General features: G+C 74.2%; 19 protein-coding genes. 13 read left to right on the forward strand and 6 right to left on the reverse strand.

What is annotated here, in order from left to right; translation table 11 throughout:
* On the forward strand, positions 1-786 hold a 786-nt coding region (locus CS2_RS12595), incomplete at its 5' end, for an endo-1,4-beta-xylanase (RefSeq protein WP_174524306.1).
* Between the two features lie 168 nt (positions 787-954).
* On the opposite strand, the gene CS2_RS12600 is transcribed toward CS2_RS12595, so the two are convergent.
* Positions 955-1,398, reverse strand: coding sequence for a GNAT family N-acetyltransferase (locus CS2_RS12600; RefSeq protein ID WP_070320267.1), 444 nt, complete (start codon positions 1,396-1,398; stop codon positions 955-957).
* 348 nt (positions 1,399-1,746) lie between these two features.
* On the opposite strand from CS2_RS12600, the gene CS2_RS12605 reads away from it, so the two are divergent.
* The 3 genes from CS2_RS12605 to CS2_RS12615 are packed head-to-tail and all read left to right on the forward strand — an operon-like array spanning position 1,747 to position 5,251.
* Positions 1,747-2,496: a succinate dehydrogenase cytochrome b subunit gene (locus tag CS2_RS12605; protein ID WP_082740201.1), complete on the forward strand. Its 750-nt coding sequence runs from the start codon at positions 1,747-1,749 to the stop codon at positions 2,494-2,496.
* A complete protein-coding gene (locus CS2_RS12610) occupies positions 2,493-4,505 on the forward strand; it encodes a fumarate reductase/succinate dehydrogenase flavoprotein subunit (protein WP_233421178.1) in 2,013 nt (670 codons plus the stop codon). Before CS2_RS12605 ends, CS2_RS12610 begins: the two co-directional genes overlap by 4 nt.
* Entirely contained in the window at positions 4,502-5,251 is a 750-nt protein-coding gene (locus tag CS2_RS12615; RefSeq protein ID WP_070320255.1) for a succinate dehydrogenase/fumarate reductase iron-sulfur subunit, read from the forward strand. Before CS2_RS12610 ends, CS2_RS12615 begins: the two co-directional genes overlap by 4 nt.
* A 60-nt stretch (positions 5,252-5,311) precedes the next feature.
* Here the strand turns inward: CS2_RS12615 and CS2_RS12620 are convergent, their stop codons facing one another.
* Positions 5,312-6,328 (reverse strand): LacI family DNA-binding transcriptional regulator, encoded by a 1,017-nt coding sequence (locus CS2_RS12620; RefSeq protein WP_070320256.1) that lies wholly within the window; start codon positions 6,326-6,328, stop codon positions 5,312-5,314.
* Between the two features lie 188 nt (positions 6,329-6,516).
* On the opposite strand from CS2_RS12620, the gene CS2_RS12625 reads away from it, so the two are divergent.
* From CS2_RS12625 to CS2_RS19080, 5 genes are all read left to right on the forward strand, one after another.
* Positions 6,517-8,535, forward strand: a complete 2,019-nt coding sequence (locus tag CS2_RS12625) for a beta-galactosidase (RefSeq protein ID WP_070320257.1) — start codon at positions 6,517-6,519, stop codon at positions 8,533-8,535.
* 152 nt (positions 8,536-8,687) lie between these two features.
* Positions 8,688-9,938, forward strand: a complete 1,251-nt coding sequence (locus CS2_RS12630; RefSeq protein WP_070320258.1) for a sugar ABC transporter substrate-binding protein — start codon at positions 8,688-8,690, stop codon at positions 9,936-9,938.
* Between the two features lie 71 nt (positions 9,939-10,009).
* Positions 10,010-11,626: an ABC transporter permease subunit gene (locus CS2_RS12635; protein WP_070320259.1), complete on the forward strand. Its 1,617-nt coding sequence runs from the start codon at positions 10,010-10,012 to the stop codon at positions 11,624-11,626.
* A gap of 2 nt (positions 11,627-11,628) precedes the next feature.
* Positions 11,629-12,516, forward strand: a complete 888-nt coding sequence (locus CS2_RS12640; RefSeq protein ID WP_070320260.1) for a sugar ABC transporter permease — start codon at positions 11,629-11,631, stop codon at positions 12,514-12,516.
* Positions 12,517-12,624: 108 nt separating this feature from the next.
* Positions 12,625-15,273 carry a glycosyl hydrolase 53 family protein gene (locus CS2_RS19080; protein WP_169798650.1) on the forward strand — a complete coding sequence of 883 codons (2,649 nt, stop codon included), beginning with the start codon at positions 12,625-12,627 and terminating at the stop codon, positions 15,271-15,273.
* A gap of 49 nt (positions 15,274-15,322) precedes the next feature.
* On the opposite strand, the gene CS2_RS12650 is transcribed toward CS2_RS19080, so the two are convergent.
* Positions 15,323-16,207 (reverse strand): universal stress protein, encoded by an 885-nt coding sequence (locus tag CS2_RS12650; RefSeq protein ID WP_134852304.1) that lies wholly within the window; start codon positions 16,205-16,207, stop codon positions 15,323-15,325.
* Between the two features lie 131 nt (positions 16,208-16,338).
* On the opposite strand from CS2_RS12650, the gene CS2_RS12655 reads away from it, so the two are divergent.
* Genes CS2_RS12655 through CS2_RS12665 form a run of 3 tightly spaced genes read left to right on the forward strand, consistent with a single transcriptional unit; the run spans position 16,339 to position 17,770 of the window.
* Positions 16,339-16,848: an RNA polymerase sigma factor gene (locus tag CS2_RS12655; protein ID WP_070320263.1), complete on the forward strand. Its 510-nt coding sequence runs from the start codon at positions 16,339-16,341 to the stop codon at positions 16,846-16,848.
* The gene (locus CS2_RS12660; RefSeq protein ID WP_070320264.1) at positions 16,845-17,477 is read left to right on the forward strand and encodes a methylated-DNA--[protein]-cysteine S-methyltransferase; all 633 of its coding nucleotides are present in this window, start codon (positions 16,845-16,847) and stop codon (positions 17,475-17,477) included. Before CS2_RS12655 ends, CS2_RS12660 begins: the two co-directional genes overlap by 4 nt.
* Positions 17,478-17,488: 11 nt before the next feature.
* Positions 17,489-17,770 carry a DUF2277 domain-containing protein gene (locus CS2_RS12665; protein WP_070320265.1) on the forward strand — a complete coding sequence of 94 codons (282 nt, stop codon included), beginning with the start codon at positions 17,489-17,491 and terminating at the stop codon, positions 17,768-17,770.
* Between the two features lie 46 nt (positions 17,771-17,816).
* Here CS2_RS12665 and CS2_RS12670 read toward each other — a convergent pair whose 3' ends face one another.
* From CS2_RS12670 to CS2_RS12680, 3 genes are all read right to left on the reverse strand, one after another.
* Positions 17,817-18,128, reverse strand: a complete 312-nt coding sequence (locus CS2_RS12670) for a hypothetical protein (RefSeq protein WP_082740202.1) — start codon at positions 18,126-18,128, stop codon at positions 17,817-17,819.
* Positions 18,129-18,132: 4 nt separating this feature from the next.
* Complete coding sequence (gene mqo / locus CS2_RS12675) at positions 18,133-19,614, reverse strand: malate dehydrogenase (quinone) (protein WP_267886489.1); 1,482 nt, start codon at positions 19,612-19,614, stop codon at positions 18,133-18,135.
* Between the two features lie 232 nt (positions 19,615-19,846).
* Entirely contained in the window at positions 19,847-22,612 is a 2,766-nt protein-coding gene (locus tag CS2_RS12680) for a cellulose-binding domain-containing protein (RefSeq protein ID WP_070320266.1), read from the reverse strand.
* A gap of 306 nt (positions 22,613-22,918) precedes the next feature.
* On the opposite strand from CS2_RS12680, the gene CS2_RS12685 reads away from it, so the two are divergent.
* A complete protein-coding gene (locus CS2_RS12685) occupies positions 22,919-23,131 on the forward strand; it encodes a hypothetical protein (protein WP_046528425.1) in 213 nt (70 codons plus the stop codon).
* The last annotated feature ends 40 nt before the right edge of the window (positions 23,132-23,171 follow it).

Genomic DNA, 23,171 nt, shown 5'->3' on the forward strand with positions numbered 1-23,171 from the left:
AACTGGCAGCACGCCAAGACGCAGGCCGTCTACAACATGGTCAAGGACTTCAAGGCCCGCGGCGTCCCGATCGACTGCGTCGGCTTCCAGGCGCACTTCAACTCCGGCAACCCGGTGCCGTCGAACTACCACACGACGCTGCAGAACTTCGCCGACCTGGGCGTGGACGTGCAGATCACCGAGCTCGACATCGAGGGCTCGGGCAGCTCGCAGGCGCAGCAGTACCAGGGCGTCGTGCAGGCATGCCTCTCGGTCGCGCGCTGCACGGGCATCACGGTGTGGGGCGTGCGGGACACCGATTCGTGGCGCGCGAGCGGCACGCCGCTGCTGTTCGACGGCTCGGGCAACAAGAAGGCCGCGTACACGAGCGTGCTCAACCAGCTGAACCAGGGCGGCACGTCGGTCCCCAACCCGGGCAACCCCACGCCGACGCCCACGCAGCCCGGCACGACGCCCACGCCCACGCCGACCCAGAACCCCGGCACCGGCAGCTGCACCGCGACCTACTCCGAGGGCCAGAAGTGGAACGACCGCTTCAACGGCACCGTCACGATCCGCGCGAACACCGCGATCAGCGGCTGGTCGTCGACCGTGACCGTCCGCCAGCCGCAGCGCATCATCGCGACCTGGAACGGCAGCCCCACGTGGGACTCCAGCGGCAACGTCATGACCATGCGCCCGAGCGGCAGCGGTGCGCTCGCCGCGGGCCAGACGGTCTCGTTCGGCTTCACGGTCCAGCACAACGGCGACTGGACGTGGCCGACGCTGACCTGCTCGGCGTCCTGACGCGCTGAGCACGCACGGCGCGCGGACCCGACCGCGCACGCGCAGGGGGTCGCCCGCACGGGCGGCCCCCTGCGTCGTCGTGGCGCGACGTGCCGGTATGGATCACGGCGGTACGCACCCGGCCGGGAAGATGCTGCGAGCCGCGACCGTGTCGTCGCCTCCCGGCTGTCAGCGCACCGGGGGAGTGCGCACCATCGGCACGTGCGGGATGCCGTCCTCGTCGTACGTCGCGCCCGTCCGAGCGAACCCGAAGCGCTCGTACCACCGCTCGAGGTGGGCCTGCCCGTGCAGCTCGATCGGTGCGCCCGCGGGGCACAGCCCGATCGCGTGCTCGATGAGCGCTCCGGCGACGCCGCGGCCGCGCGCGACCGGCGCGGTCGCGACGCGGCCCACCACCGGCCGGTCGCCGTCGGCGTCGAGCACGCGCACGATGCCGAGCAGCTCGCCGTCCTCGTGCGCCCACACGTGCCGCGTGCCGGGCAGCAGGTCACGACCGTCGAGCTCGGGGTAGGCGCACGCCTGCTCGACGACGAACACGTCGACGCGCAGGCGCAGGAGCGCGTACAGCTCGGTGGGGGTGAGGTCGGCGGGGGTGCGGGTCTCGACGGTCATCGGCACCGCAGCAGCCTAGGCGCCCGTGGGGGGAGCGGCGTCGGCCCCGTGGACAGGCCCGGCTGCCCGGCGGTCGGTCGGCGCCCGGTCCGCGCGTGCGGTGCACCGGCGTCACGACGGGTCGGGACAGGCGCGCCGTGCAGGTCGGATCGAAGATAACGGAACCTAGCGGCACGCGTGCCGTCGCTCGCCCGAGGTCGGCACGTCACCTCCACGCCCAGCCCCGACGCACCCAGGACCCCCGTCCCAGCGAGGGACTCCGGTCCCACCAGCCGGTGCGGGGGGAGTGGGAAGGTCGTGCCGCTGGGCGCCCGCCCCCACGAGGCGCCCGTGACACGGAGGTCAGCAGTGGCGGGAGCACCCACCAGCACGCGCCCCGAGCCCGACCGCGTCCCCGCGGCGGCCCGGCCCGCGACGACCCGCCCGCCGGTGCCGGCGACCTGGGTCCTCAAGGTCGTCATGGCGGTGACCGGCTCGATCTTCGGCGTCTTCGTCGTGTTCCACCTCGTCGGGAACCTCAAGGTCTTCCTCGGCCCCGAGGAGTTCGACGCCTACGCGCACTGGTTGCAGCGCGACCTGCTGGCGCCGCTCGTGCCGCACGGCTGGTTCATCTGGATCTTCCGCGCCGTCCTCACCCTCAGCCTCGTGGCTCACGTGTGGGCGGCCGTCGTGCTGCGCCGCCGGGCGCGGGTCGCACGCGGGCCGCACCGCCGTCAGGGCATGCGCACGTTCCGCAGCTTCCAGGCCCGCAGCATGCTCGTGACGGGTGCCGTCCTGCTGTTCTTCGTCGTGTTCCACGTCCTCGACCTGACGACGGGCACGCAGCCCGCCGCGAGCGCCGAGTTCGTGCACGGCAGCGCGTACGCCAACCTCGTGCACTCGTTCCAGCGGCCCGTCGTCGCGGCGTTCTACATGCTCGCGATCGGCACGCTGTTCCTGCACCTCGCGCACGGCCTGTGGAGCGTCGTCAACGACCTCGGCGCCACCGGCCGTCGGCTGCGCGCCACCGGCGCGGCGGTCGCCGGAGGCGTCGGGCTGCTCGTGCTCGTGGGCAACCTGCTCATCCCGGTCGCGGTGCTGACGGGACTCGTGTCGTGACCTCGGAGGACACCGTGACGGACCCGACCACCACCCGCGCGGCCACCGCCTCGTTCACGCCGGACGACGTGCGCACGGTGGGTGCGCCGGTCGACGGCCGCGTGCCCGACGTCCCGGCCGAGCAGGCGTGGGCCGACCGACGCCTGCACTACCCGCTCGTGGCACCGGCCAACCGGCGCAAGTTCACCGTGATCGTCGTCGGCACCGGCCTCGCGGGCGCGGGCGCCGCAGCGGCGCTCGGCGAGCTCGGGTACGACGTCGAGTGCTTCACCATCCACGACGCGCCGCGGCGCGCGCACTCGGTCGCCGCGCAGGGCGGCATCAACGCGGCCCGCGCGCGCAAGGTCGACAACGACTCGGTGCACCGGTTCGTCAAGGACACGGTGAAGGGTGGCGACTTCCGGGGCCGCGAGGCCGACGCCTACCGGCTCGGCCAGGAGTCGGTCCGGGTCATCGACCACATGAACGCGATCGGGGCGCCGTTCGCGCGCGAGTACGGCGGCGAGCTCGCGACGCGCTCGTTCGGCGGCGTGCAGGTCTCGCGCACCTACTACACGCGCGGTCAGACGGGTCAGCAGCTGCAGGTCGCCGGCGCCAACGCGCTGCTGCGGCAGGTGGCCCGCGGCACCGTCACGCTGCACACGCGCCAGGAGATGCTCGACCTGGTCGTCGCCGACGGGCGTGCGCAGGGGATCGTGGTGCGCGACCTCGTCACGGGTGCCGTGCGTGCCGTGACGGCGCACGCGGTCGTGCTCGCCACGGGCGGCTACGGCAACATCTACTGCAAGTCCACGCTCGCGAAGAACTCCAACGCGACCGCGGCGTGGCGCGCCCACCGGCGCGGCGCCCACTTCGCCAACCCGGCGTTCATCCAGTTCCACCCGACGGCGCTGCCGCTCATGAGCCAGTGGCAGTCCAAGACGATCCTCATGTCGGAGTCGCTGCGCAACGACGGCCGCATCTGGGTGCCCGCGCGCGCCGACGACGACCGCGCCCCCGAGGACATCCCGGAGAGCGAGCGGGACTACTACCTCGAGCGGCGTTACCCGACGTTCGGCAACCTCACGCCGCGCGACGTCGCGTCACGCGCCGCGCGCGAGCGCATCGACGCCGGCTTCGGCGTCGGGCCGCTGAAGAACGCCGTCTACCTCGACTTCGCCGACGCGATCGCCCGGCTCGGGCGCGAGACGGTGGTCGCGCGGTACTCGAACCTGTTCCACATGTACGAGCAGGCCACGGGTGACGACCCGCTCAGCACGCCCATGCGCATCGCGCCCGGCGCGCACTTCGCGATGGGCGGCCTGTGGTCGGACTACGACATGATGACGTCGGTCCCCGGGCTGTTCGTCGGGGGAGAGGTCGGCTGGGGCTACCACGGCGCGAACCGGCTCGGCGCGAACTCGCTGCTGTCGGCGTGCGTCGACGGCTGGTTCACGCTGCCGTACGCGGTGCCGGGCTACCTCGCGCCGCTGCTCGGCACGCGCGTGCTGCCGCACGACGACCCGGCCGTCCTCGACGCGGTCGAGGCGGTGCGCGCGCGCACCGAGCGCCTGCTGACGACCGGCGGCACGCAGGGCCCCGACCGGTTCCACCGCCGCCTCGGCGAGATCCTCTACCGGTACGCCGGCGTCACGCGCACGCCCGAGGGCCTCGCGCAGGGGATCGCCGAGATCCGCGCGCTGCGCGAGGAGTTCTGGCGCGACGTGCGCGTGCTCGGCGAGGGCACCGAGCTCAACCAGGAGCTCGAGCGCGCCGGCCGCGTCGCCGACTACCTCGAGATGGCCGAGCTGCTGTGCGTCGACGGGCTCGACCGCGACGAGAGCTGCGGCGCGCACTTCCGCGCCGACCATCAGACCCCCGACGGCGAGGCGCTGCGCGACGACACCACGTGGTGCCGCGTCTCGGCGTGGGAGTCCCCGGCGCCCGACGCCCCCGACGCGCGGTTCGTGCGGCACGACGAACCGCTGACGTTCCAGGCCGTGCCGCTGCAGACGAGGAACTACGCGTGAAGCTCACCCTGGAGGTCTGGCGGCAGCGGGACGCCGCGTCGCCCGGCGCGTTCGAGACGTACGAGGTCGCCGACGCGACGGCCGAGATGACGCTGCTCGAGCTGCTCGACCGGCTCAACGACCAGCTCGTCGAGCAGGGCCGCGAACCCGTCGCGTTCGAGTCCGACTGCCGCGAGGGCATCTGCGGGTGCTGCGGCGTCAACGTCGACGGCCGCCCGCACGGTCCGCAGGCGAACACGCCGTCGTGCGAGCAGCACGTGCGGTCGTTCGCCGACGGCGAGGTCGTGCGTCTCGAGCCGCTGCGCTCGGCCGCGTTCCCCGTGGTCAAGGACCTCGTGGTGGACCGCTCGGCGCTCGACCGCGTGATCCAGGCCGGCGGGCACGTCGCGGTGGACGCGGGTACGGCGCCCGACGCGGACACGACGCGCGTGAGCTACGAGACGGCCGAGATGGCCCTCGACTTCGCCGCCTGCATCGGGTGCGGTGCGTGCGTCGCGGCCTGCCCCAACGGGTCCGCGTCGCTGTTCACGGGCGCCAAGCTCACGCACCTCGCGGCGCTCCCGCAGACGCGGCAGCAGCGCGGGGCGCGCGCGGTCGCGATGGTCGACCAGATGGAGCACGACTTCGGCCCGTGCTCGACGTTCGGCGAGTGCGCGGTGGTGTGCCCCGCGGGCATCCCGCTCAGCGCGATCGCGGCGGTCGGCAAGGAGCGCATGCGCGCGTTCCTGCGGGGTCGCGCGAGCTGAGGCCGGGCGCCGGGGCGGCGCTGCCGACCCGGCGCCGGCACGGGCCCGCGCGCCGGGGCGTCAGGCGCTCGCCCGTCGCACGAGCTCGGCCGGCATGGTCACGGCCGTGTGCGGTGCGCCCCCGACGACGTCGAGCAGCATCGCGACCATCGCTGCGCTGATGCGGTCGAACGGCTGGTGCATGGTCGTCAGCGGCGGGTCGAGCGTCGCGGCGAGGCCCGAGTCGTCGAAGCCGCCCACGGCCACGTCGTCGGGCACCCGCAGGCCGCGCCGGCGCAGCACGCCGAGCGCGCCGGCGGCCATGAGGTCGGACGCCGCGAACACCGCGTCGACGTCGGGGACGCGGTCGAGCAGCACGTCCATGCCTGCGGCCCCGGACTCGGCGGTGTAGTCGCCGTGCACGACGTACCGCTCGTCGTAGGCGTCGCCGAGCTCGGTGCGGTAGCCCTCGAGCCGCAGGCGGCCGCCGGGCGTGTCGAGCGGGCCGGTGATCGTCGCGATGCGCCGGCGGCCCTGCGCGCGCAGGTGCGCGACCATCTCGCGCGCGCCGGCCTGCTCGTCCACGGACACCGAGCCGACCTGGTCGGCGTGCCCGAGGGGGATGCCGCACGCGACGGTCGGGATGCCCTGCTCGACGAGCGTGTCGAGCAGGGGGTCGTCGGCGTGGGACGAGATGAGCAGGACGCCGTCGACGTGCCCGGCACCCACGTACTGCGCGACGTTCTCGCGCTCGTCGGGCGTGCCGGCCACGAGCAGGATGAGCGTCATGCCGCGCTCGCTGAGCGCCTCGGCGGCGCCGCGCAGCAGGATCGAGAACGTCGGGTCGGCGAAGAGCAGGTGGTGCGGCTCGGTCAGCAGGAACGCGAGGGAGTTGCTGCGGCCGGTGACGAGCGACCGGGCGTGCTGGTTGGCGCGGTAGCCGGTCTCGGCGATCGCGCGCTCGACGGCCTCGCGGGCCTCGGGGGACACCCAGTGGCCGCCGTTGATGACGCGGGACACCGTGCCGCGCGAGACGCCGGCGGCCGCGGCCACGTCACGGATGGTGGGGCGGCGCCGGGCGGAGGTCGTGGTGTCCACGGATGTCGACTCTAGACGCGGCGCGGCGCGTGCGGCCGGGATTTCGGACCGCATCCTGTGCACGGTCACAGTCGGATAACGATGCCCCGGCCCCCCTGTGGGGGCGCGTGCCCGCGTGATTACCTGTGCACGTTCACAGGCTGTGACCGTGCACAGGGCGCGGGCGCGACGACGCGACGGAGGGTCACGTGGCAGAGCTCGGCTGGCCGACGGAGGGGATCTCCTACGGCGGCGACTACAACCCCGAGCAGTGGCCGCGCCACGTGTGGGACGACGACGTCGCGCTCATGCGCGACGCGGGCGTCAACCTCGTCAGCGTCGGCATCTTCTCGTGGGGCCTGCTCGAGCCCCGCGAGGGCGAGTACGACTTCGCCTGGCTCGACGACCTGCTCGACCTGCTGCACCGCAACGGCATCGCCGTCGACCTCGGCACGCCCACCGCGTCGCCGCCGGCCTGGTTCTACGCGACCTACCCCGAGTCGCGCGTCGTGACCCGCGACGGCACGACCCTCGGCTTCGGGTCGCGCGGCATGGTGTCGCCCAGCTCGCCCGCCTACCGTGCCGCCGCGGTCCGCGTCGCGACCGAGCTCGCGCGCCGCTACGCCGACCACCCCGCCGTCGTGCTGTGGCACGTGCACAACGAGTACGGCGCACCCGTGGGCGAGGACTACTCGCCCGTGTCCGTCGCGGCGTTCCGCGACTGGCTCCGCGAGCGCCACGGCAGCCTCGACGCGCTCAACGCCGCGTGGGGCACGGCGTTCTGGGGCCAGGTGTACCGCGACTGGGAGCACGTCGGTGCCCCCGCCGCCACCGCGTCGACGGCCAACCCCGCGCAGCGCCTCGACTTCGCGCGGTTCACCGACCACCAGCTGCGCGCGTGCTTCCGCCTCGAGCGCGACGCGATCCGCGCGCACGCCACGCAGCCGATCACGACGAACTTCATGGCGCACCAGTCGTACAACACCGACCTGTGGGCGTGGGCCCGGGAGGTCGACGTCGTCTCCGACGACCACTACCTGTGGTCGCCCGACCCCGACGCGCACGTCGGCCTGGCGCTGTCGGCCGACCTCACCCGGTCGGTCGCCCGCGGGCGGCCGTGGATCCTCATGGAGCACTCGACGTCGGCCGTCAACTGGCAGGGGCGCAACGTCGCCAAGCGGCCCGGCGAGATGCACCGCAACGCGTTCACGCACCTCGGCCGCGGCGCGGACGGGATCATGTTCTTCCAGTGGCGCGCGTCCCGCTCGGGCGCCGAGAAGTTCCACTCGGCGATGCTGCCGCACGCCGGCACGGCGTCCCGCGTGTTCACCGAGGTCGTCGACCTCGGTGCGCGACTCGCACGCGTCGCCGAGCTCCGGGGGTCGCGCGTGCACGCCGACGTCGCCGTCCTGTACGACTGGGAGTCCCTGTGGGCGCAGGACCTCGAGTGGCGCCCGTCGGACGCGCTCGGGTTCCGCGAGCGCGTGCGCACCTACTACGAGCGGCTGTGGCGCGACGGCGTGACGGTCGACTTCGCGCACCCGCTCGACGACCTCTCGCGCTACCGCCTGGTGGTGGCGCCCGCGTCGTACCTGCTGACGGCGGCGGCGGGGGAGAACCTCACGCGGTACGTCGAGGACGGCGGCACGCTGCTGGTGTCGTGCTTCGCGGGCGTGGTGGACGAGCACGACGCGGTGCACGAGGGCGGTTTCGGAGCGCCGCTGCGCGCCGCGCTCGGGGTCGCGGTCGAGGAGTTCCTGCCGCTGCGCGAGGGCGAGACCTGCGAGGTCGCGCTCGACGGCACGGCGGTGGGCACCGACACGTGGACCGAGCACCTCGTGCTGGACGGTGCGCAGGTGCGCGGCACGTACCGCGGCGGCCCGGCGGACGGGATGCCCGCCGTGACGCGGCACGCGCGGGGGAGCGGCACGGGCTGGTACGTGAGCACGGCGCTCGGCGTCGACGCGCTCGCACCCGTGCTCGCGGCCGTGTACGCCGACGCGGGCGTCGTGCCGCCCGGGCGACCCGAGGGCCTCGAGGTCGTGACGCGCCGCGCCGAGGACGCCGACTACGTCGTCGTCGTCAACCACCGCGACGAGGCCGTGAAGGTCGACGTCCAGGGCACCGAGCTGCTCACCGACGCGGTCGCCGCCGGTGTCGCGCAGGTCGGCGCGGGGGACGTCGCGGTGTTCCGCACCGCTCGCGACGCGCAGGGGGGTGGTCGCTGACCCGCGCGCGTCGTGCGGCCGCCCGGCCGCACGCAGCACCCACGAGCACGCACCGCCGTCCCGTCGGGACGGCGGACCAGCACACCACCGAGGTCGCAGCGTCGCGATCGCTCCACGACGCGCGCGGCGGCCCCTCCCCGGAAGGAACTCAGATGCGCAAGCACCTCGCGCTCGGCGTCGCCGTGGTCGCGTCGGCCGCCCTCCTCGCCGCGTGCAGCGGCACGCCCTCGTCGTCCGACGGTGACGCCTCACCGACCGCAGGGACGGGCGGCGGCGGTCCCGAGCTCGTGATCTGGTCCGACGCCGAGCGGGCGGAGGCCATCAAGAACGCGGCCGCGAGCTTCGAGGCCGACAGCGGCGCGACCGTCACGGTCGTGCAGAAGAACTTCGAGGACCTGCGCGCCGACTTCCTCGCGCAGGTGCCGACCGGTGAGGGCCCCGACATCACGGTCGGCGCGCACGACTGGCTCGGCGAGCTCGTCGAGTCCGGCGTGGTCGACACGATCGACCTCGGCGACCGCGCGGCGGACTTCGAGCAGGTCACGCTCGACGCGTTCACGTACGACGGCCAGCTGTACGCGCTGCCGTACGCGCAGGAGGCCGTCGCGCTCATCCAGAACACGGCGCTCGTCGGGTCGACGGCCCCCACGACGTGGGACGAGATGATCCGCATGGCGACCGACGCCGGGTTCGCGGAGCGCCCGTTCATCCTCTACACCAACGGTGCCGAGGGCGACATGTACACGTCGTACGCGTTCCAGACGTCGTTCGGGGCACCCGTCTTCGTGCAGGACGAGTCCGGGTCGTACACCAGCGAGGTCGGGCTCGGCGGTGACGCGGGGCTCGCGTACGCGCAGTGGATCCACGACAACGGCAAGGCCGGCACCGGCTACTTCACCGACACGATCGACTACGACATCAGCAACGAGCTGTTCGCGACGGGTCAGTCGCCGTTCATCGTGCAGGGGCCGTGGACCATCCCGACGTTCCGTGACGCGGGCGTCGACGTGCTCGTGAGCCCGATCCCGTCCGCGGGCGGGCAGACCGCGTCGCCGTTCGTCGGCGTGCAGGGCTTCTACCTGTCGGCGCAGTCGAAGAACGCGCTGCTCGCGAACGAGTTCCTCGCTAGCTACGTCGCGAGCGACGAGGCGCAGCAGGCGCTGTACGAGGCCGACCCGCGCATCCCTGCGCTCACGGCGGTCGCCGAGTCGGTGGCCGACGACCCGGTCATCGCGGGCTTCCTCGCGTCGGCGCAGAACGGCGTGCCGATGCCGAACATCCCCGAGATGGGGGCCGTGTGGGACTTCTGGAACCCCGCGCAGATCGCCCTGATCAACGGTGAGGACCCGGCGGCGACCTGGACCACCATGGTCGCCAACATCGAGTCCGCGATCGCCGACTGACACCCACCCACCCGGGGGCGGGGCGCCACCGCGCCCCGCCCCCGCCCAGGTCGTCGACACGAGGAGCACAGATGTCCGTCGGTCAGCCGGGCGCGGAGCGCCCCGGGAGCACCCCCGTCGCGCCGCGAGAGTCCGCCGCGCGCGACTGGCGCGGCCCGGGGTGGGGCTTCCTGGTGAAGCTCCTGCTCATGATGGTGGTCAACGCGGTGGGCGGTGCGGCGGTCCTGTCCGCGTACCACGCGCGCTCGTGGGTGGTCCTCGGCGTGCTCGTCGTGCTGCTCGCCGCGGCCGACTGGATCTACTTCGCGCGGCGGACCCGCCCGCTGAAGTACCTGTACCCGGGCCTGGTGTTCCTCGCGGTGTTCCAGGTCTTCACGCTGCTCTACACGGGCTACGTCGCGTTCACGAACTACGGCACGGGGCACCTGGGCTCGATGCAGCAGGCGGTCGACGCAGCGCTGATCCAGGACGAGCGGCGCGCCGACGACTCGCCCACCTACCCGCTGGCGGTCGTGCGCGACGGCGACGTCCTGGGGTTCGCCGTGTCGCAGGACGGCGAGGTGCGGGTCGGCACGGCCGACGACCCCCTGAGCCCGGTGCCGGGGGCCGCGCTCGACGACCGGGGCGTGCCCACGCACGTCCCGGGCTGGGAGGTCGTGCCGCGGGCCACGCTGTTCACCGACGCCGACCTGCAGCAGCGGGTCGTGAGCCTGCGGGTGCCGGTCTCGGACGACGCCGAGGACGGGTCGCTGCGCACGCGCGAGGGCGCGACGGCCGCGGTCTACACCTCGGACCTCGTGTGGGACGCGGCCGCGCGCACGCTCACCGACACCGCGACGGGCGCGGTCTACGCACCCGACGACCGCGGGAACTTCGTCAGCGCGGACGGCGACCGCCTCGCCGCGGGGTGGTACGTCAACGTCGGGTTCGACAACTTCGTGCGGGCGTTCACCGACCGCGCGTACGCCGGTCCGCTGCTCCAGGTCGGCGTGTGGACCTTCGCGTTCGCGATCCTCACCGTGCTCACGAGCTTCGGGCTCGGGCTGCTGTTCGCGATGATCTACAACGACCCCCGCGTCCGCGGGCGCAAGGTCCTGCGGACGGTCTTCATCCTCCCGTACGCGTTCCCGGCGTTCATGTCCGCGCTGCTGTGGCGCGGCATGCTCAACGCCGAGTTCGGCGTCGTCAACGAGTGGTTCCTGCTCGGGGCGGACGTCAACTGGCTGGGCGACCCGTGGCTCGCGAAGCTCGCGATCCTCTGGGTCAACCTGTGGCTCAGCTACCCGTACTGGTTCCTCGTCACCACGGGTGCGCTGCAGGCCGTGCCGTCGGAGACGCTCGAGGCCGCCCGCGTCGACGGCGCCGGCCGGTGGCGGCAGTTCCGCTCCATCACGCTGCCGCTGCTGCTGGTGTCGACCGCACCGCTGGCGATCGCGTCGTTCGCGTTCAACTTCAACAACTTCACGATCATCTTCATGCTCACGGGCGGGGGCCCGGCGTTCCGTGGCGCGAGCGTCCCGATGGGCTCGACCGACATCCTCATCTCGGCGATCTACCAGATCTCCGGGGTGTCCGGCGGACGCGCCGACTACGGGCTCGCGAGCGCGCTGTCGATCGTCGTGTTCGTCGTCATCGGCGTCGTCTCGGCGCTCGCGTTCCGGCAGACCCGCAAGCTGGAGGAGATGTAGCCGTGGCCACCTCTGAGGTCCCCGTCGAGCGTCGCACCCGCGCGCGCCGCGCCCGCTGGTGGGCGGAGGTCGGGTGGAAGTACCCCGTCGCCGTCGTCATCGTGTTCTACGCCGCGTTCCCGCTGGTCTACGCGCTGTCGGCGTCGCTCGACCGGCGCGGGTCGCTCGCCGGGTCGGGTGCGTTGTTCCGCTCGGTCGGCGTCGAGAACTACCGCGCGCTGGGCGGCACGCTGTACTGGACGTGGGCGGGCAACACGCTGCTGATCGGTGGTGCCGCGGCGCTCGGCGCCGTGCTCATGGGCGCGGCGGCGGCCTACGCGTTCTCACGCTTCAGGTTCCGCGGGCGGCGCACCTCGCTGACGGCCCTGCTCATCATCCAGATGTTCCCGCAGACCGTCGCGTTCGTCGCCGTCTTCCTGCTGCTCGTCGCGCTGGGGGAGGTCGTGCCCGCGCTGGGGGTCAACTCCAAGCTCGCGCTGATCTGCGTGTACCTGGGTGGCGCGCTCGGCGCGAACACGTTCCTCATGTACGGGTTCTTCAACACCGTGCCCATGGAGATCGACGAGGCCGCGAAGATCGACGGCGCGACGCACGCGCAGATCTACTGGCGGCTCGTGATGCCGCTGGTCACGCCGATCCTCGCGGTCGTCGGGCTGCTCGCGTTCATCTCGGCGTTCGGCGACTTCATCCTCGCGAAGATCGTCCTCACCGGCGAGGGCAACTGGACGCTCGCCGTGGGCATGTACCAGTGGGTGTCGAACCAGCTCACGTCGCGGTGGGGCCTGTTCGCGGCCGGTGCGACGGTCGGCTCGCTGCCCGTGCTCGCGCTGTTCCTGTCGTTGCAGCGGTACATCGTCGGCGGGCTGTCGGCCGGCTCCGTCAAGGGCTGACGCCGGCTCGCCGAGCGCCGCCCGCGCGACCTGCACCACCCGCGGCGTCCGTGGCGCCGCGGTCCGACCACCACTCGAAGGCCGACCACCACTCGAAGGGGAGTGCAGATGAGATCACGTCCACGACCGGGAGCGGTCACCGCGACCGTCCTCACGGCCGTCCTGGCCGTCGCCGGGCTGGCCGGCACCGCGGCCGCGGCACCTGACGGGCCCGTCGCCGCCGGCATCACCGTGCCCCGCGTCGACGGGATGCGCGACGGCTGGATCAACGGCGTCGACGTGTCGACCGTCCTGTCCCTGGAGGAGAGCGGCGTCACGTTCAAGGACGACGAGGGCCGCGAGGCCGACCTGTTCGCCGTGCTCGCCGACCACGGCGTCAACTGGGTCCGCGTCCGCGTGTGGAACGAGCCGTTCCTCAGCACCGACGCCACGAAGGGCTACGGCGCCGGCAACGTCGACGCCGCGCGGGCGACCGAGATCGGCCGCCGCGCGACCGCCGCCGGGATGCGCGTGCTCGTCAACTTCCACTACGCGGACTTCTGGGCGCACCCCGGCCAGCAGCCGTCGCCCCGCGCGTGGCGCGGCCTGGCCCTGCCGGACCGTGAGCAGGCGCTGTACGACTACACCGCGCAGACGCTGCGCACGATGCGCGACGCGGGCGTCGACGTCGGCATGGTGCAGGTCGGCAACGAGACCACCAACGGCCAGGTCGCGGGCGAGAGCGGCTGGGACCGCACGGCGGGTCTGTTCCAGGCCGGCTCGCGGGCCGTGCGGGACACGCTCGGCCCGGACGTCAAGGTCGCCGTCCACTTCACCAACCCCGACCGCGCGGGGCAGTACGCCGCCGTCGCACGCGAGCTCGACCGGCGCGGCGTCGACTACGACGTGTTCCTGTCGTCGTACTACGCGTTCTGGCACGGTTCGCTCGCGAACCTCACCGCGGTCCTCGACCAGGTCGCGACGACCTACGACAAGGAGGTCGCGGTCGCCGAGACGTCCTGGGCGTACACGCTCGAGGACGGTGACGGCTACCCGAACTCCGTGCGCACGGCGCCGACGCAGTACGCCGCCTCGGTGCAGGGCCAGGCCCTCGCGGTGCGTGACGTCATGCAGGCCGTCGCGGACGTGTCGGGCGGCCGCGGGCTCGGCACGTTCTACTGGGAGCCCGCGTGGCTCCCGGTCGGGCCGCCCGACCAGGTCGAGGCCAGCTGGGACCTCTGGCAGCAGCACGGGTCGGGCTGGGCGACGACCTACTCGCAGGAGTTCTACGACCCTGACGGGCGCCTGCCCGAGGGGGAGTGGGCCGACGACTTCGGCGGCTCCGGCTGGGACAACCAGGCGCTGTTCGCGTTCGACGGCACGCCCCTGGAGTCGCTGCGCGTCTACGAGTACGCGCGCACGGGCTCGGTCGCGCCGCGGCAGCTCGACGCCGTGCAGCGTCCCCGCGTCACCGTCGTCGACGGCGAGGCCGTGACGCTGCCCGCCGAGGTCGAGGTCGGGTACACCGACGGCACGTCCGAGACGCAGCAGGTCACGTGGCAGGGCGACGGCGCGTGGATCGGCGGGCCGGGGTCGTACGTCTTCACCGGTGTCACCTCGGGGGGCCACCCGGCCGCGGTCGACGTCGTCGTGCTGTCGGACGCGACCTCGGGCACGAACCTCGTGCGCAACCCCGGTTTCGAGGCCGGCGCCGCGTCCTGGACCGGCACCGGCACCGGGTACACGATCGGGCGTGCCGAGGACCCGTACGAGGGCACGCGCTCGACGCACTTCTACTCCGCGAACCCGTTCGCGTTCACGATCGGGCAGACCGTCACCGACGTGCCGCCCGGCGAGTACCGCCTGTCCGCGAAGGTCCAGGGCGGGAACGCCGGCGCGACCGACACGATGCGGATCGAGGCCCAGTCGGGGATCTCGACCGTCACGGCCGACTTCCGCCTCGACGGGTACCTCGCGTGGCAGACGCCGCAGACCGCGCCGATCAGCGTGGGCGCCGACCGGCAGGTGACAGTCTCGGCGCAGCTGAACCTCAGCGGCGGCGCGTGGGGCACGATCGACGACGTCCAGCTCGTCGCGGTCGAGCCGGCCGTCGAGGCCGACACCGCGCCGCTCGCCGCACTCGTGGCGGAGGCCGACGGCGTCCGGCGCGACGCGTTCACGGCGGACTCGCTCGCGGCCCTCGACGCGGCGCTCGCACGGGCGGCGTTCGTGCTCGGGTCGCCGACGCCGCACCAGGCCACCGTGGACGGTGCCGTGGCCGCGCTGCGCGGTGCGCTCGACGGCCTCGTGGCGGCCCCGACGCCCGCACCGACGCCCACGACGCCGGTGCCGTCGCCGACCGGGACCGCCGCACCCGCGCCCACGGCGGGCCCGGACGGGGCGGCGTCGCCGCGCGTCACGCTGTCGGCCGCCACGGCCCGCGCGGGCGACCGTCTCACCGTCACGGTCGCGGGCGTGCCGGGCGCGCAGGCCGAGGTCGGGATCGCGTCGACCTACCGGCGGCTCGCCGTCGCCGACCTCGTCGACGGCGGCGCGACGCTCACGGTGACCGTCCCGACGGACCTGCCGACGGGGCTGCACCACGTGCAGGTGCGCGACGCGCGGGGCGACGTGCTCGCCCAGGCGCCGCTCACCGTCACGGCAGCGGGTGCCCTGGCGGTCACCGGTGCGGGCGTCCTGCTACCGCTCGGTGCCGGCGTCGTGCTGCTCGCGGCCGGTGCCGCGTTCGTCGCGGTACGGCGACGCGCCTCGGCGTGACGGCCGTCCGTGGGGTGCGGCGCCGCCGCACCCCACGGACGCGCCCGTGCTACGCGGCGGGCACCTCCGCGCCGTGCACGACCAGCACGGTGCACGGCGCGTCGCGCACGACGTCGTGGCTCACCGAGCCGAGGAGCATGCCGGGGAACGCCCCGAGCCCGCGCGACCCCACGACGACCAGCTGCGCGTCGCCGCACGCCGCCACGATCGCGTGCGCGGGGTCGTCCTCGACGAGCCGCACGTCGACCTCGAGGTCGGGGTGGCGCGCGCGCAGGCGTGCGACGAGCTCGTCCGCGGCGCGCCGTGCCGGTGCGTCGTCGGCGGGCGGCAGCTCGACGGGCACGGGCCCGTACGGGGCGGGGATCGTCGGGCGTGCGTGCACGAGCCGCAGCGCGGCACCGCGCTCCGCGGCCTCGTCGGCGGCGACGTGCGCTGCCGCGATCGCGGCCGCCGACCCGTCGACCCCGACCACGACGGGAGCGGGCGCGCCGTCCGCCCCGTGGGTCGGGGCGTCCCGCACCACCGCCACCGGGCAGCGCGCGTGCGCCGCGACCTGAGCGGCGACGCGTGCGACGTGCCCGCCGCCGCGGGAGCCTGCGCCCACCACGACGAGCGACGCGCGTTCTGACACGCGGCGCAACGCGTCGGCGGGCGAGCCGTCGAGCACCTCGAACGTCACGCCGGGGGGCGCGTCGGGTCGCGCCCGCACCCGGTCCGCGAGGTCGGTGAGGTACGACCTCGCCTCGGCGTGCACGTCGACCGCGGGCGGGACCACCGCCCACGACCACGCCGTCACCTCGGACACGGGATCGACGACGGCCACGAGCCGCAGCTCGGTGCCGCGTCGTACCGCCTCGGCCGTCGCCCACGCGAGCGTGTGCTCGCTGCGTGCCGAGTGCGCGAGAGCCACCAGGACCGGTCCGTCGGTCCGCATGAGGACCACCTCCGTGGACGGACGTCGGTCGGCCCGTCCTCTCTCCACGATGCGCCTCCTTCGGGGATCGTGCGAGGGACGGAGGGCCCACCTCACGCCCGGTGCTGCGGCGACGTCTGCACACTGTGGGGATGACCGGACCGTTCGAGGACGTCGTGCGCGTGCACGGCCCGACCGTGCTGCGCGTGTGCCGGGCCATGCTCGCGGGCCGCGACGCCGACGACGCGTGGTCGGAGACGTTCCTGTCGGCGCTGCGCGCGTGGCCCGAGCTGCCCGCCGACGCGAACGTCGAGGCGTGGCTCGTGACGATCGCGCGCCGTCGCTGCCTCGACGAGCTGCGGCGGCGGGCACGGCACGCCGTCCCGGTCGAGGACCCCGCGCTGACCACGGGCACGGCGCTCGTCGCGCGCGCCGACGAGCCGGGCGCGCGCGACCTCGACCTGTGGCGCGCGGTCGCCGCGCTGCCCGCCAAGCAGCGGCGCGTCGTCGTGCTGCACCACCTGGGCGGCCTGCCGTACACCGACGTCGCGGCGCTGGTCGGTGGCACCGACGCGGCCGCGCGCCGCGCCGGGGCCGACGGGGTCGCCACGCTGCGCCGCACCTACGGCGCCGCCGTCACGGACGAGGAGGACGCACGATGACCACCGCACCGCAGGCCGCGCCCGCGGCGGAGCCCGACGGCCGCACCCTCGCGCTGCTGCACGCCGACCTCGTCGAGCGCGCCGCGCGCGACGGCCTGCTCGACGTCGCGTACCGCGTGGTCGACTCGCCCGTCGGGTCGCTGCTGGTCGCGGCGGGCGAGCGCGGCGTGCTGCGCGTCGCGTTCGACGTGCAGGGGCACGACGCCGCGCTGCAGGAGATCGCCGCACGCGTCAGCCCCCGCGTCCTCGCCGGCGGGCGGCGGCTCGACCCGGTGCTGCGCGAGCTCGACGAGTACTTCGCCGGCCGACGCCGCACGTTCGACGTGCCGGTGGACCTGCGCCTGCTCACCGGCTTCCGCCGCGAGGTCGTGCTGTCGCTGCCCGACGTGCCGTACGGCGCGACGGCCTCGTACGCGCAGGTCGCGGCCGCGACCGGGCGCCCCGCCGCCGTGCGCGCCGTGGGGACGGCGTGCGCGCGCAACCCCGTGCCGCTGCTGCTGCCGTGCCACCGCGTGGTGCGGTCCGACGGCACGCCCGGGCGGTACGCGGGCGGCGACGCCGCCAAGGCGACCCTGCTCGCGCTCGAGCGGGCGGCCGCGGGTCTCGACGGCGGCGCGGGCCGGGCGTAGCGTCGAGCGGCATGTGCCGCAACATCACGACCCTGCGCGGCCTCGAGCCGCACGCCACCGACGACGAGATCGAGGCCGCCGCACGCCAGTACGTCCGCAAGGTGACGGGTGTGCAGCAGCTCTCGGACGCGACGCGCGAGCCGTTCGAGCGTGCGGTCGCGGAGATCGCGCACATCACGGCGCACCTGCTGGACGCGCTGCCCGAGCGACGACGCCCGCCGGCGACCGTGCCGCCGCTGCGCCGCCCCGAGGTGCAGGCGCGCGTCGCCGCGCGCGAGGCCGCCGCGGGCTGACGACGACCCGCCCGCGGCGGTCGGTGCCGCGGCGGGCGCGCCGGGCTCAGTGCTGCTGCGGGACGTCCGCGGCGGCGACGAGTCGCGGGATGCCCTCGGGCGCGACCGCCGAGAGCGCGAGGAACCGCGCCTCGGCCCGGTGCAGCCGGATGTGCTCGTCGAGCGACCACCCGGGCCCGTTCGTCAGCGTCATGCCGCACGCGCACCCGATGGTCACCGCGCCGTCGTCGTCGACGACGACCTGGCCGACGGTCGTGTGGTCGGTGAAGGCGCGCACCTTCGCGTGCCGCATGGGCGCGCTGACGGCGACCGGCAGGTCGTCGGGGTACGGGTCGGGCTGCGTGTCGTGCGTCGTCACGGACTCAGTGTCCGCCGGTGAGCGTCCCGTCGTCGACCAGCTGGTCCAGCGCGGTGTCCCACGCGGCGCCGCCGAGGCTCGGCATGATCTGCTGCAGCCGCGGGCGCCAGGCGTCCGCCTGCTCGGGGAAGCAGCGGTCCAGCAGGTCGAGCATGGTCGCCACCGCGGTCGACGCACCGGGGGAGGCGCCCAGCAGGCCCGCGATGGAGCCGTCGGCCGACGCGACGAGCTCGGTGCCGAACTCGAGCACGCCGCCGCCGGGGCCGCGCTTGATGACCTGCACGCGCTGGCCGGCGGTCACGAGCTCCCAGTCGCGCGGGTGCGCCGACGGCATGTAGGCGCGCAGCGCGCGCAGCCGGTCGGCGTCGCTCGCCGTCACCTCGCGGATCAGGTACGTCAGCAGGTCGAGGTTGCGCAGGCCGACCGCGAGCATCGGGACGAGGTTGCCCGGACGCACCGAGCGCAGCAGGTCGGTCCACGAGCCGCGCTTGAGGAACTTCATGCTCCAGCCCGCGTACGGGCCGAACATCAGCGCGCTGCCGCCGTCGACGACGCGGGCGTCGAGGTGCGGCACGGACATCGGCGGTGCGCCGACGGCGGCCTTGCCGTAGACCTTGGCGCCGTGCTGCGCGACGATCTCCGGGTTGGTCGTACGCAGGAACTGCCCGCTGATGGGGAAGCCCGCGTACCCGCGGATCTCCTTGATGCGCGAGCGCTGCAGCAGGTGCAGCGCCCCGCCGCCCGCGCCGACGAAGACGAAGCGCGCCGTCACGGTGCGCGGCGGGCGCCCGTTCCACCGGCGGTCGGCGATCGTGACGCGCCACCGGCCGTCGCGCAGGCGCTTGAGGCGCGTGACCTCGCTGCTGGTGCGCAGCTCGGCGCCACGGGTCACGGCGTCCGCGAGCATCGCGCGGGTGATCGAGCCGAAGTCGACGTCGGTGCCCCAGGCGGCGCGCGTGGCGGCGACGGGCTCGTCGTCGGTGCGGTCCGCCATGAGCAGCGGAGCCCAGCGCTCGATGACCGCCGGGTCGGTCGTGAACTCGAGGTCGGCGAACAGCCGGTGGGCGCGCAGCGCCTCCCACCGCTTGCGCAGGTGCTCGACGTCCTTCGCACCGCGGACGAACGACATGTGCGGCGTGGTCGTGACCGCGCGCTCGGCGCCGGGCAGGCGGCCCGCGGCGGCGAGGTGGTGCCACAGCTCGCGCGAGAGCTCGTACTGCTCGTTGATCCGCACGGCCTTGCTGATGTCGACCGAGCCGTCGGGCCGCTCGGGCGTGTAGTTCAGCTCGCAGAGCGCGGCGTGCCCGGTGCCCGCGTTGTTCCACGGGTTGGAGCTCTCGAGCGCCGGGGCGTCCAGGCGCTCGTGGATCTCGACGCGCCACGTGGGCTCGAGCGTCGTGAGGAGCGACGCAAGGGTCGCGCTCATGACGCCCCCTCCCACGAGGAGGGCGTCGACGTCGGCCGTGCTGCTGCGAACGGGTGCCACGGTCGCGATGCTAGGTCGACGTCGAGACAGATCCACCGGCCAGTCATGTGATGTTTGTCTCGTGGGACCTTGGTCACACGTCACCCGTGTGACGTGCGACGACGTGACGTGCGACGACGCCCTCGCGGGCCTGTCGGTGGGCGTCGACGCACCGGTGGGTGGCGCCCGGATGCCGGACGCCACCCACCGGGGGTGCGGGGTCAGCGGCCGGGGTCCGTCCGGCCGACCACCGTCAGGACAGCGTGCACGCGGTGCCGTTCAGCGTCGCCGCCGTCGGGGCCGCGGCGGTGCCGGTGTGCGTGCCGTTGAAGCCCACGTCGACCGACGCCCCCGGTGCGAGCGCGCCGTTCCACGCGGCGTTCGTGGCCGTCACGACGGCGCCCTGCTGCGACCACGTCGCGCTCCAGCCCTGCTGCAGCTGCTCGCCGTGCGCGTACGTCAGCCGCAGCGTCCAGCCCTGCAGCGGAGCGGCGCCGGCGTGGGTGAGGCGCACGCTCGCCGTGAACCCGGTGTTCCAGCTCGACGCCGTGTACCGCACCGCGCACGACGCGGCCGGGTTCGTGGGCGTCGGGCTCGCCGTCGGGGTCGGGGTGACCGTGGGTGTCGTCGTGGGCGTCACGGTGGGCGTGGGCGTGGGCGTCGGGGTGGGGGTCGGCGTGGCCGTCGAGGTCGGCGACGGCGTCGGCGTGGGTGACGGCACGGTGCCGTCCGACTCGCCCACGACGATCCCGCGGCCGTTCGTCCCGACGTACACGCGCCCGAACACGTCCGGGTCGCCCGTGATGGCGGCGCCCGTCCACGCGTACCGGTGCTCGTCGTCGTTGATGCGCACCCACGTCGCGCCCCCGTCGGTCGAGCGGAAGAAGCCCCGCACGCCCTGGTAGAGCGACGTCGTGTAGATCGCGGGGTAGGACGCGCCGGGCGCGGCCTTGCCGAAGCCGACCGCGCCGCCGTCCTCGAAGCCGGGCACCTGCGCGAACGTCGCACCGGCGTCGGTCGAGCGGTACAGCCCGTCCTCGGCCGCGAGCCACACGTGGCCCTGCTTGCCCGGGACCGCGCCGAACCGCACGTTGCCCTCGGCGGGGAAACCGGTCGCGGCGGACTGCGCGAACGTCGCGCCGCCGTCCGTCGACACGTAGAACCGCCCCGCGGAGTAGGCGTAGAACGTCGTCGGGCTCACGCGGTCGGCCTCGACCTGCGCCTGCGCCGGGACCCCGGTGGACGGCGTCCACGTCGACCCGAGGGTCGTCGACACGTGCACGCCCGTGCCCTCGGGGCTCCAGACGATGCGCGCACCGTCCGCGGACACCGCGACGGTGCCGGACTTCGTGACGCCCGCGGGCTCCTGGCCCGCCCACCACGTCGACCCGGACGTCGTGCTGACCGCGATGTGCGACTCGACCTCGCCGTCGACGGCGTAGCCCACGCGCACGACCGTGGACGGCTTGCTCTCGGCGAAGTCGACGCCCGTCACCGAGCCGTGCACGGGCTGCGTGTAGATGCTGTCCGGCACCTCGTCGATGTCGGTGTGCACGAGCCCGCCGAGGTCGCCCAGCCCGGAGTAGAGCTCGACCGCACCCGGGGGTGCCGCGAGGTCGAGCACCGCGGTCTCCTCGATGCCGAGCGCACGGACCTCGATGTCGACCGTGCCCCCGGTGTCCCAGTCGGTGAGGTTGTCCGACCCGTACACCGTGGCGCCCGTGCCGTAGAGGAACCGGTCGGAGTCGAACGGGTCGATCTCGAACGACTCGGTCATCCAGCCGAGCTTGACGAGCGGCTCGGGCGGCACGGCCTGCGTGCGGCCCATCGTGAGCCACGGCGTCGCCGACACGTCCATCGAGTACCGCAGCGAGCGCTCGGGGTACGACGCCCAGTCCCAGATCCGGGTCCACGACGCGCCGCGGTCGGTCGAGCGGAAGAAGATGACGTCCGGCCACCACGAGACCTGGGTCGCGACCATGATCGTGTCGGGGTCCTGACGGTCGATCGTCAGGCCCGAGAACCCGTAGTAGAGGTCCGACGACGACAGCGGCAGGGGCGAGACGTCCGTCCAGGTGCCCGTCGTCGCGTCGAACCGCGAGACCTGCCCCTTGCCGCCGTCGTACGGGCCACCCGTGTCGGACGTCGCGACGTAGAGCTGCTTGCCCCGCGCGTCGAACACGCCCTTGTGCGGCAGGTACCCGGTGGGCTGGCCGGGCACGCGCTGCCACGTCGCGCCCGCGTCGGTCGAGCGGTAGACGTTGTTCTCCTTGTCCGCCACGCCCACGTAGATCGTGCGCGTCGGGGAGCCCGCCGTGCTGCTCGTCGGGTCGAACGTCACCCACACCACGCCCTGGTTCTGCGTGAGGTAGGAGTTGTCCGACGTCGGGTCCTGCGCGTAGTTGCCCGGGTTGGGGAAGCTCGTGACCTCGGACCACGTGACGCCGCGGTCGGTCGAGCGCCACAGGCCGTGCCCGTTCTCGGTGCCGAGGTACAGCACGCGGTTGTCGTTGGGGTCGATCTGCAGGCGCTCGCCCATGCCGCGCCCGGGCATGTTGCCGCCGACCTTGAACGGCAGCATCGTGCGCTGCCACGTCTCGCCGCGGTCCGCCGAGCGCAGGATCGCGCCGTTCTGCGGGTCCCAGTCGTTGGTGTAGGTGCCGACGGCGGCGTAGACGCGGTCGGGGTCGCGCGCGTCGGTCGCGAGCGACAGGACGCCCGTGTGCCCCCACTCGTCCCAGCCGACGTGGTCGAGCAGCGGGATCCAGCGCCGCGTCGTCGGGTCGAGACGGTAGGCGCCGCCGATGTCGGTGCGGGCGTAGACGAGGTCCTTCTCGCCCTGGTTGTAGACGATGCCGGGCACGAACCCGCCGCCGCCGATCTGCACGTTGCCCCACGTGTACCCGGTGGCGGCCGCGGCGGGCGCCGCGGTGACGACGCCGGTGGTGAGGGCTCCCGCGGCGAGGGCGACCGCGGCCCCGGCCGCGGCGAGGGGGGCGATCAAGGGTGGGACGCGCATCCGCTGCTCCTTCGCGTGGCGCGACGACGGCGGCCGTGGCGCGGCCGTGCCGCGACGGTGGCGGTCGCCGCCGGCGGGCCCGGCGGGGACGGACCGGGCCGCGTCGCCGGGGCCGGGGTCCGCGCGTCACGCTATCGATGCGCTTCGACGGCCCGAAGGGCACGAAACGATTCGCCGCGCTCGCCGCGGGTGCCGAGGTCGGACGTCCCTGGCGCGCGTCCGACACGCGGACGCCCGCGGCCGACACGCGGGCGCGGACCGCGCCACCGGGTGCGCGCGCCGTCACCCTCGGGGTAGAACCGGTGCATGACCTCGAACCGTGCGCGCGACCTGGCCTCCGACCCCGCGCTCCAGCGCATCGCCGAGCGGCAGCCCGCCGACGCCGACCTCGACGCCGCCGACGCCCGGTCCGGGGGCGACGCCGCACGCGCACCGCGCTCGCTGCGCGCGTCCGAGCTCGGACCGGACGACGAGGCCATCGCCTCGAGCGACGACTGGGACGACCCGCAGCGCCTCTGACGCACCCGCGGGGGCCGACCTCGTCGGTCGGCCCCCGCGG

It is taken from the genome of Cellulomonas iranensis NBRC 101100 = JCM 18110, from assembly GCF_001552375.1.
GTDB lineage: Bacteria > Actinomycetota > Actinomycetes > Actinomycetales > Cellulomonadaceae > Cellulomonas > Cellulomonas iranensis.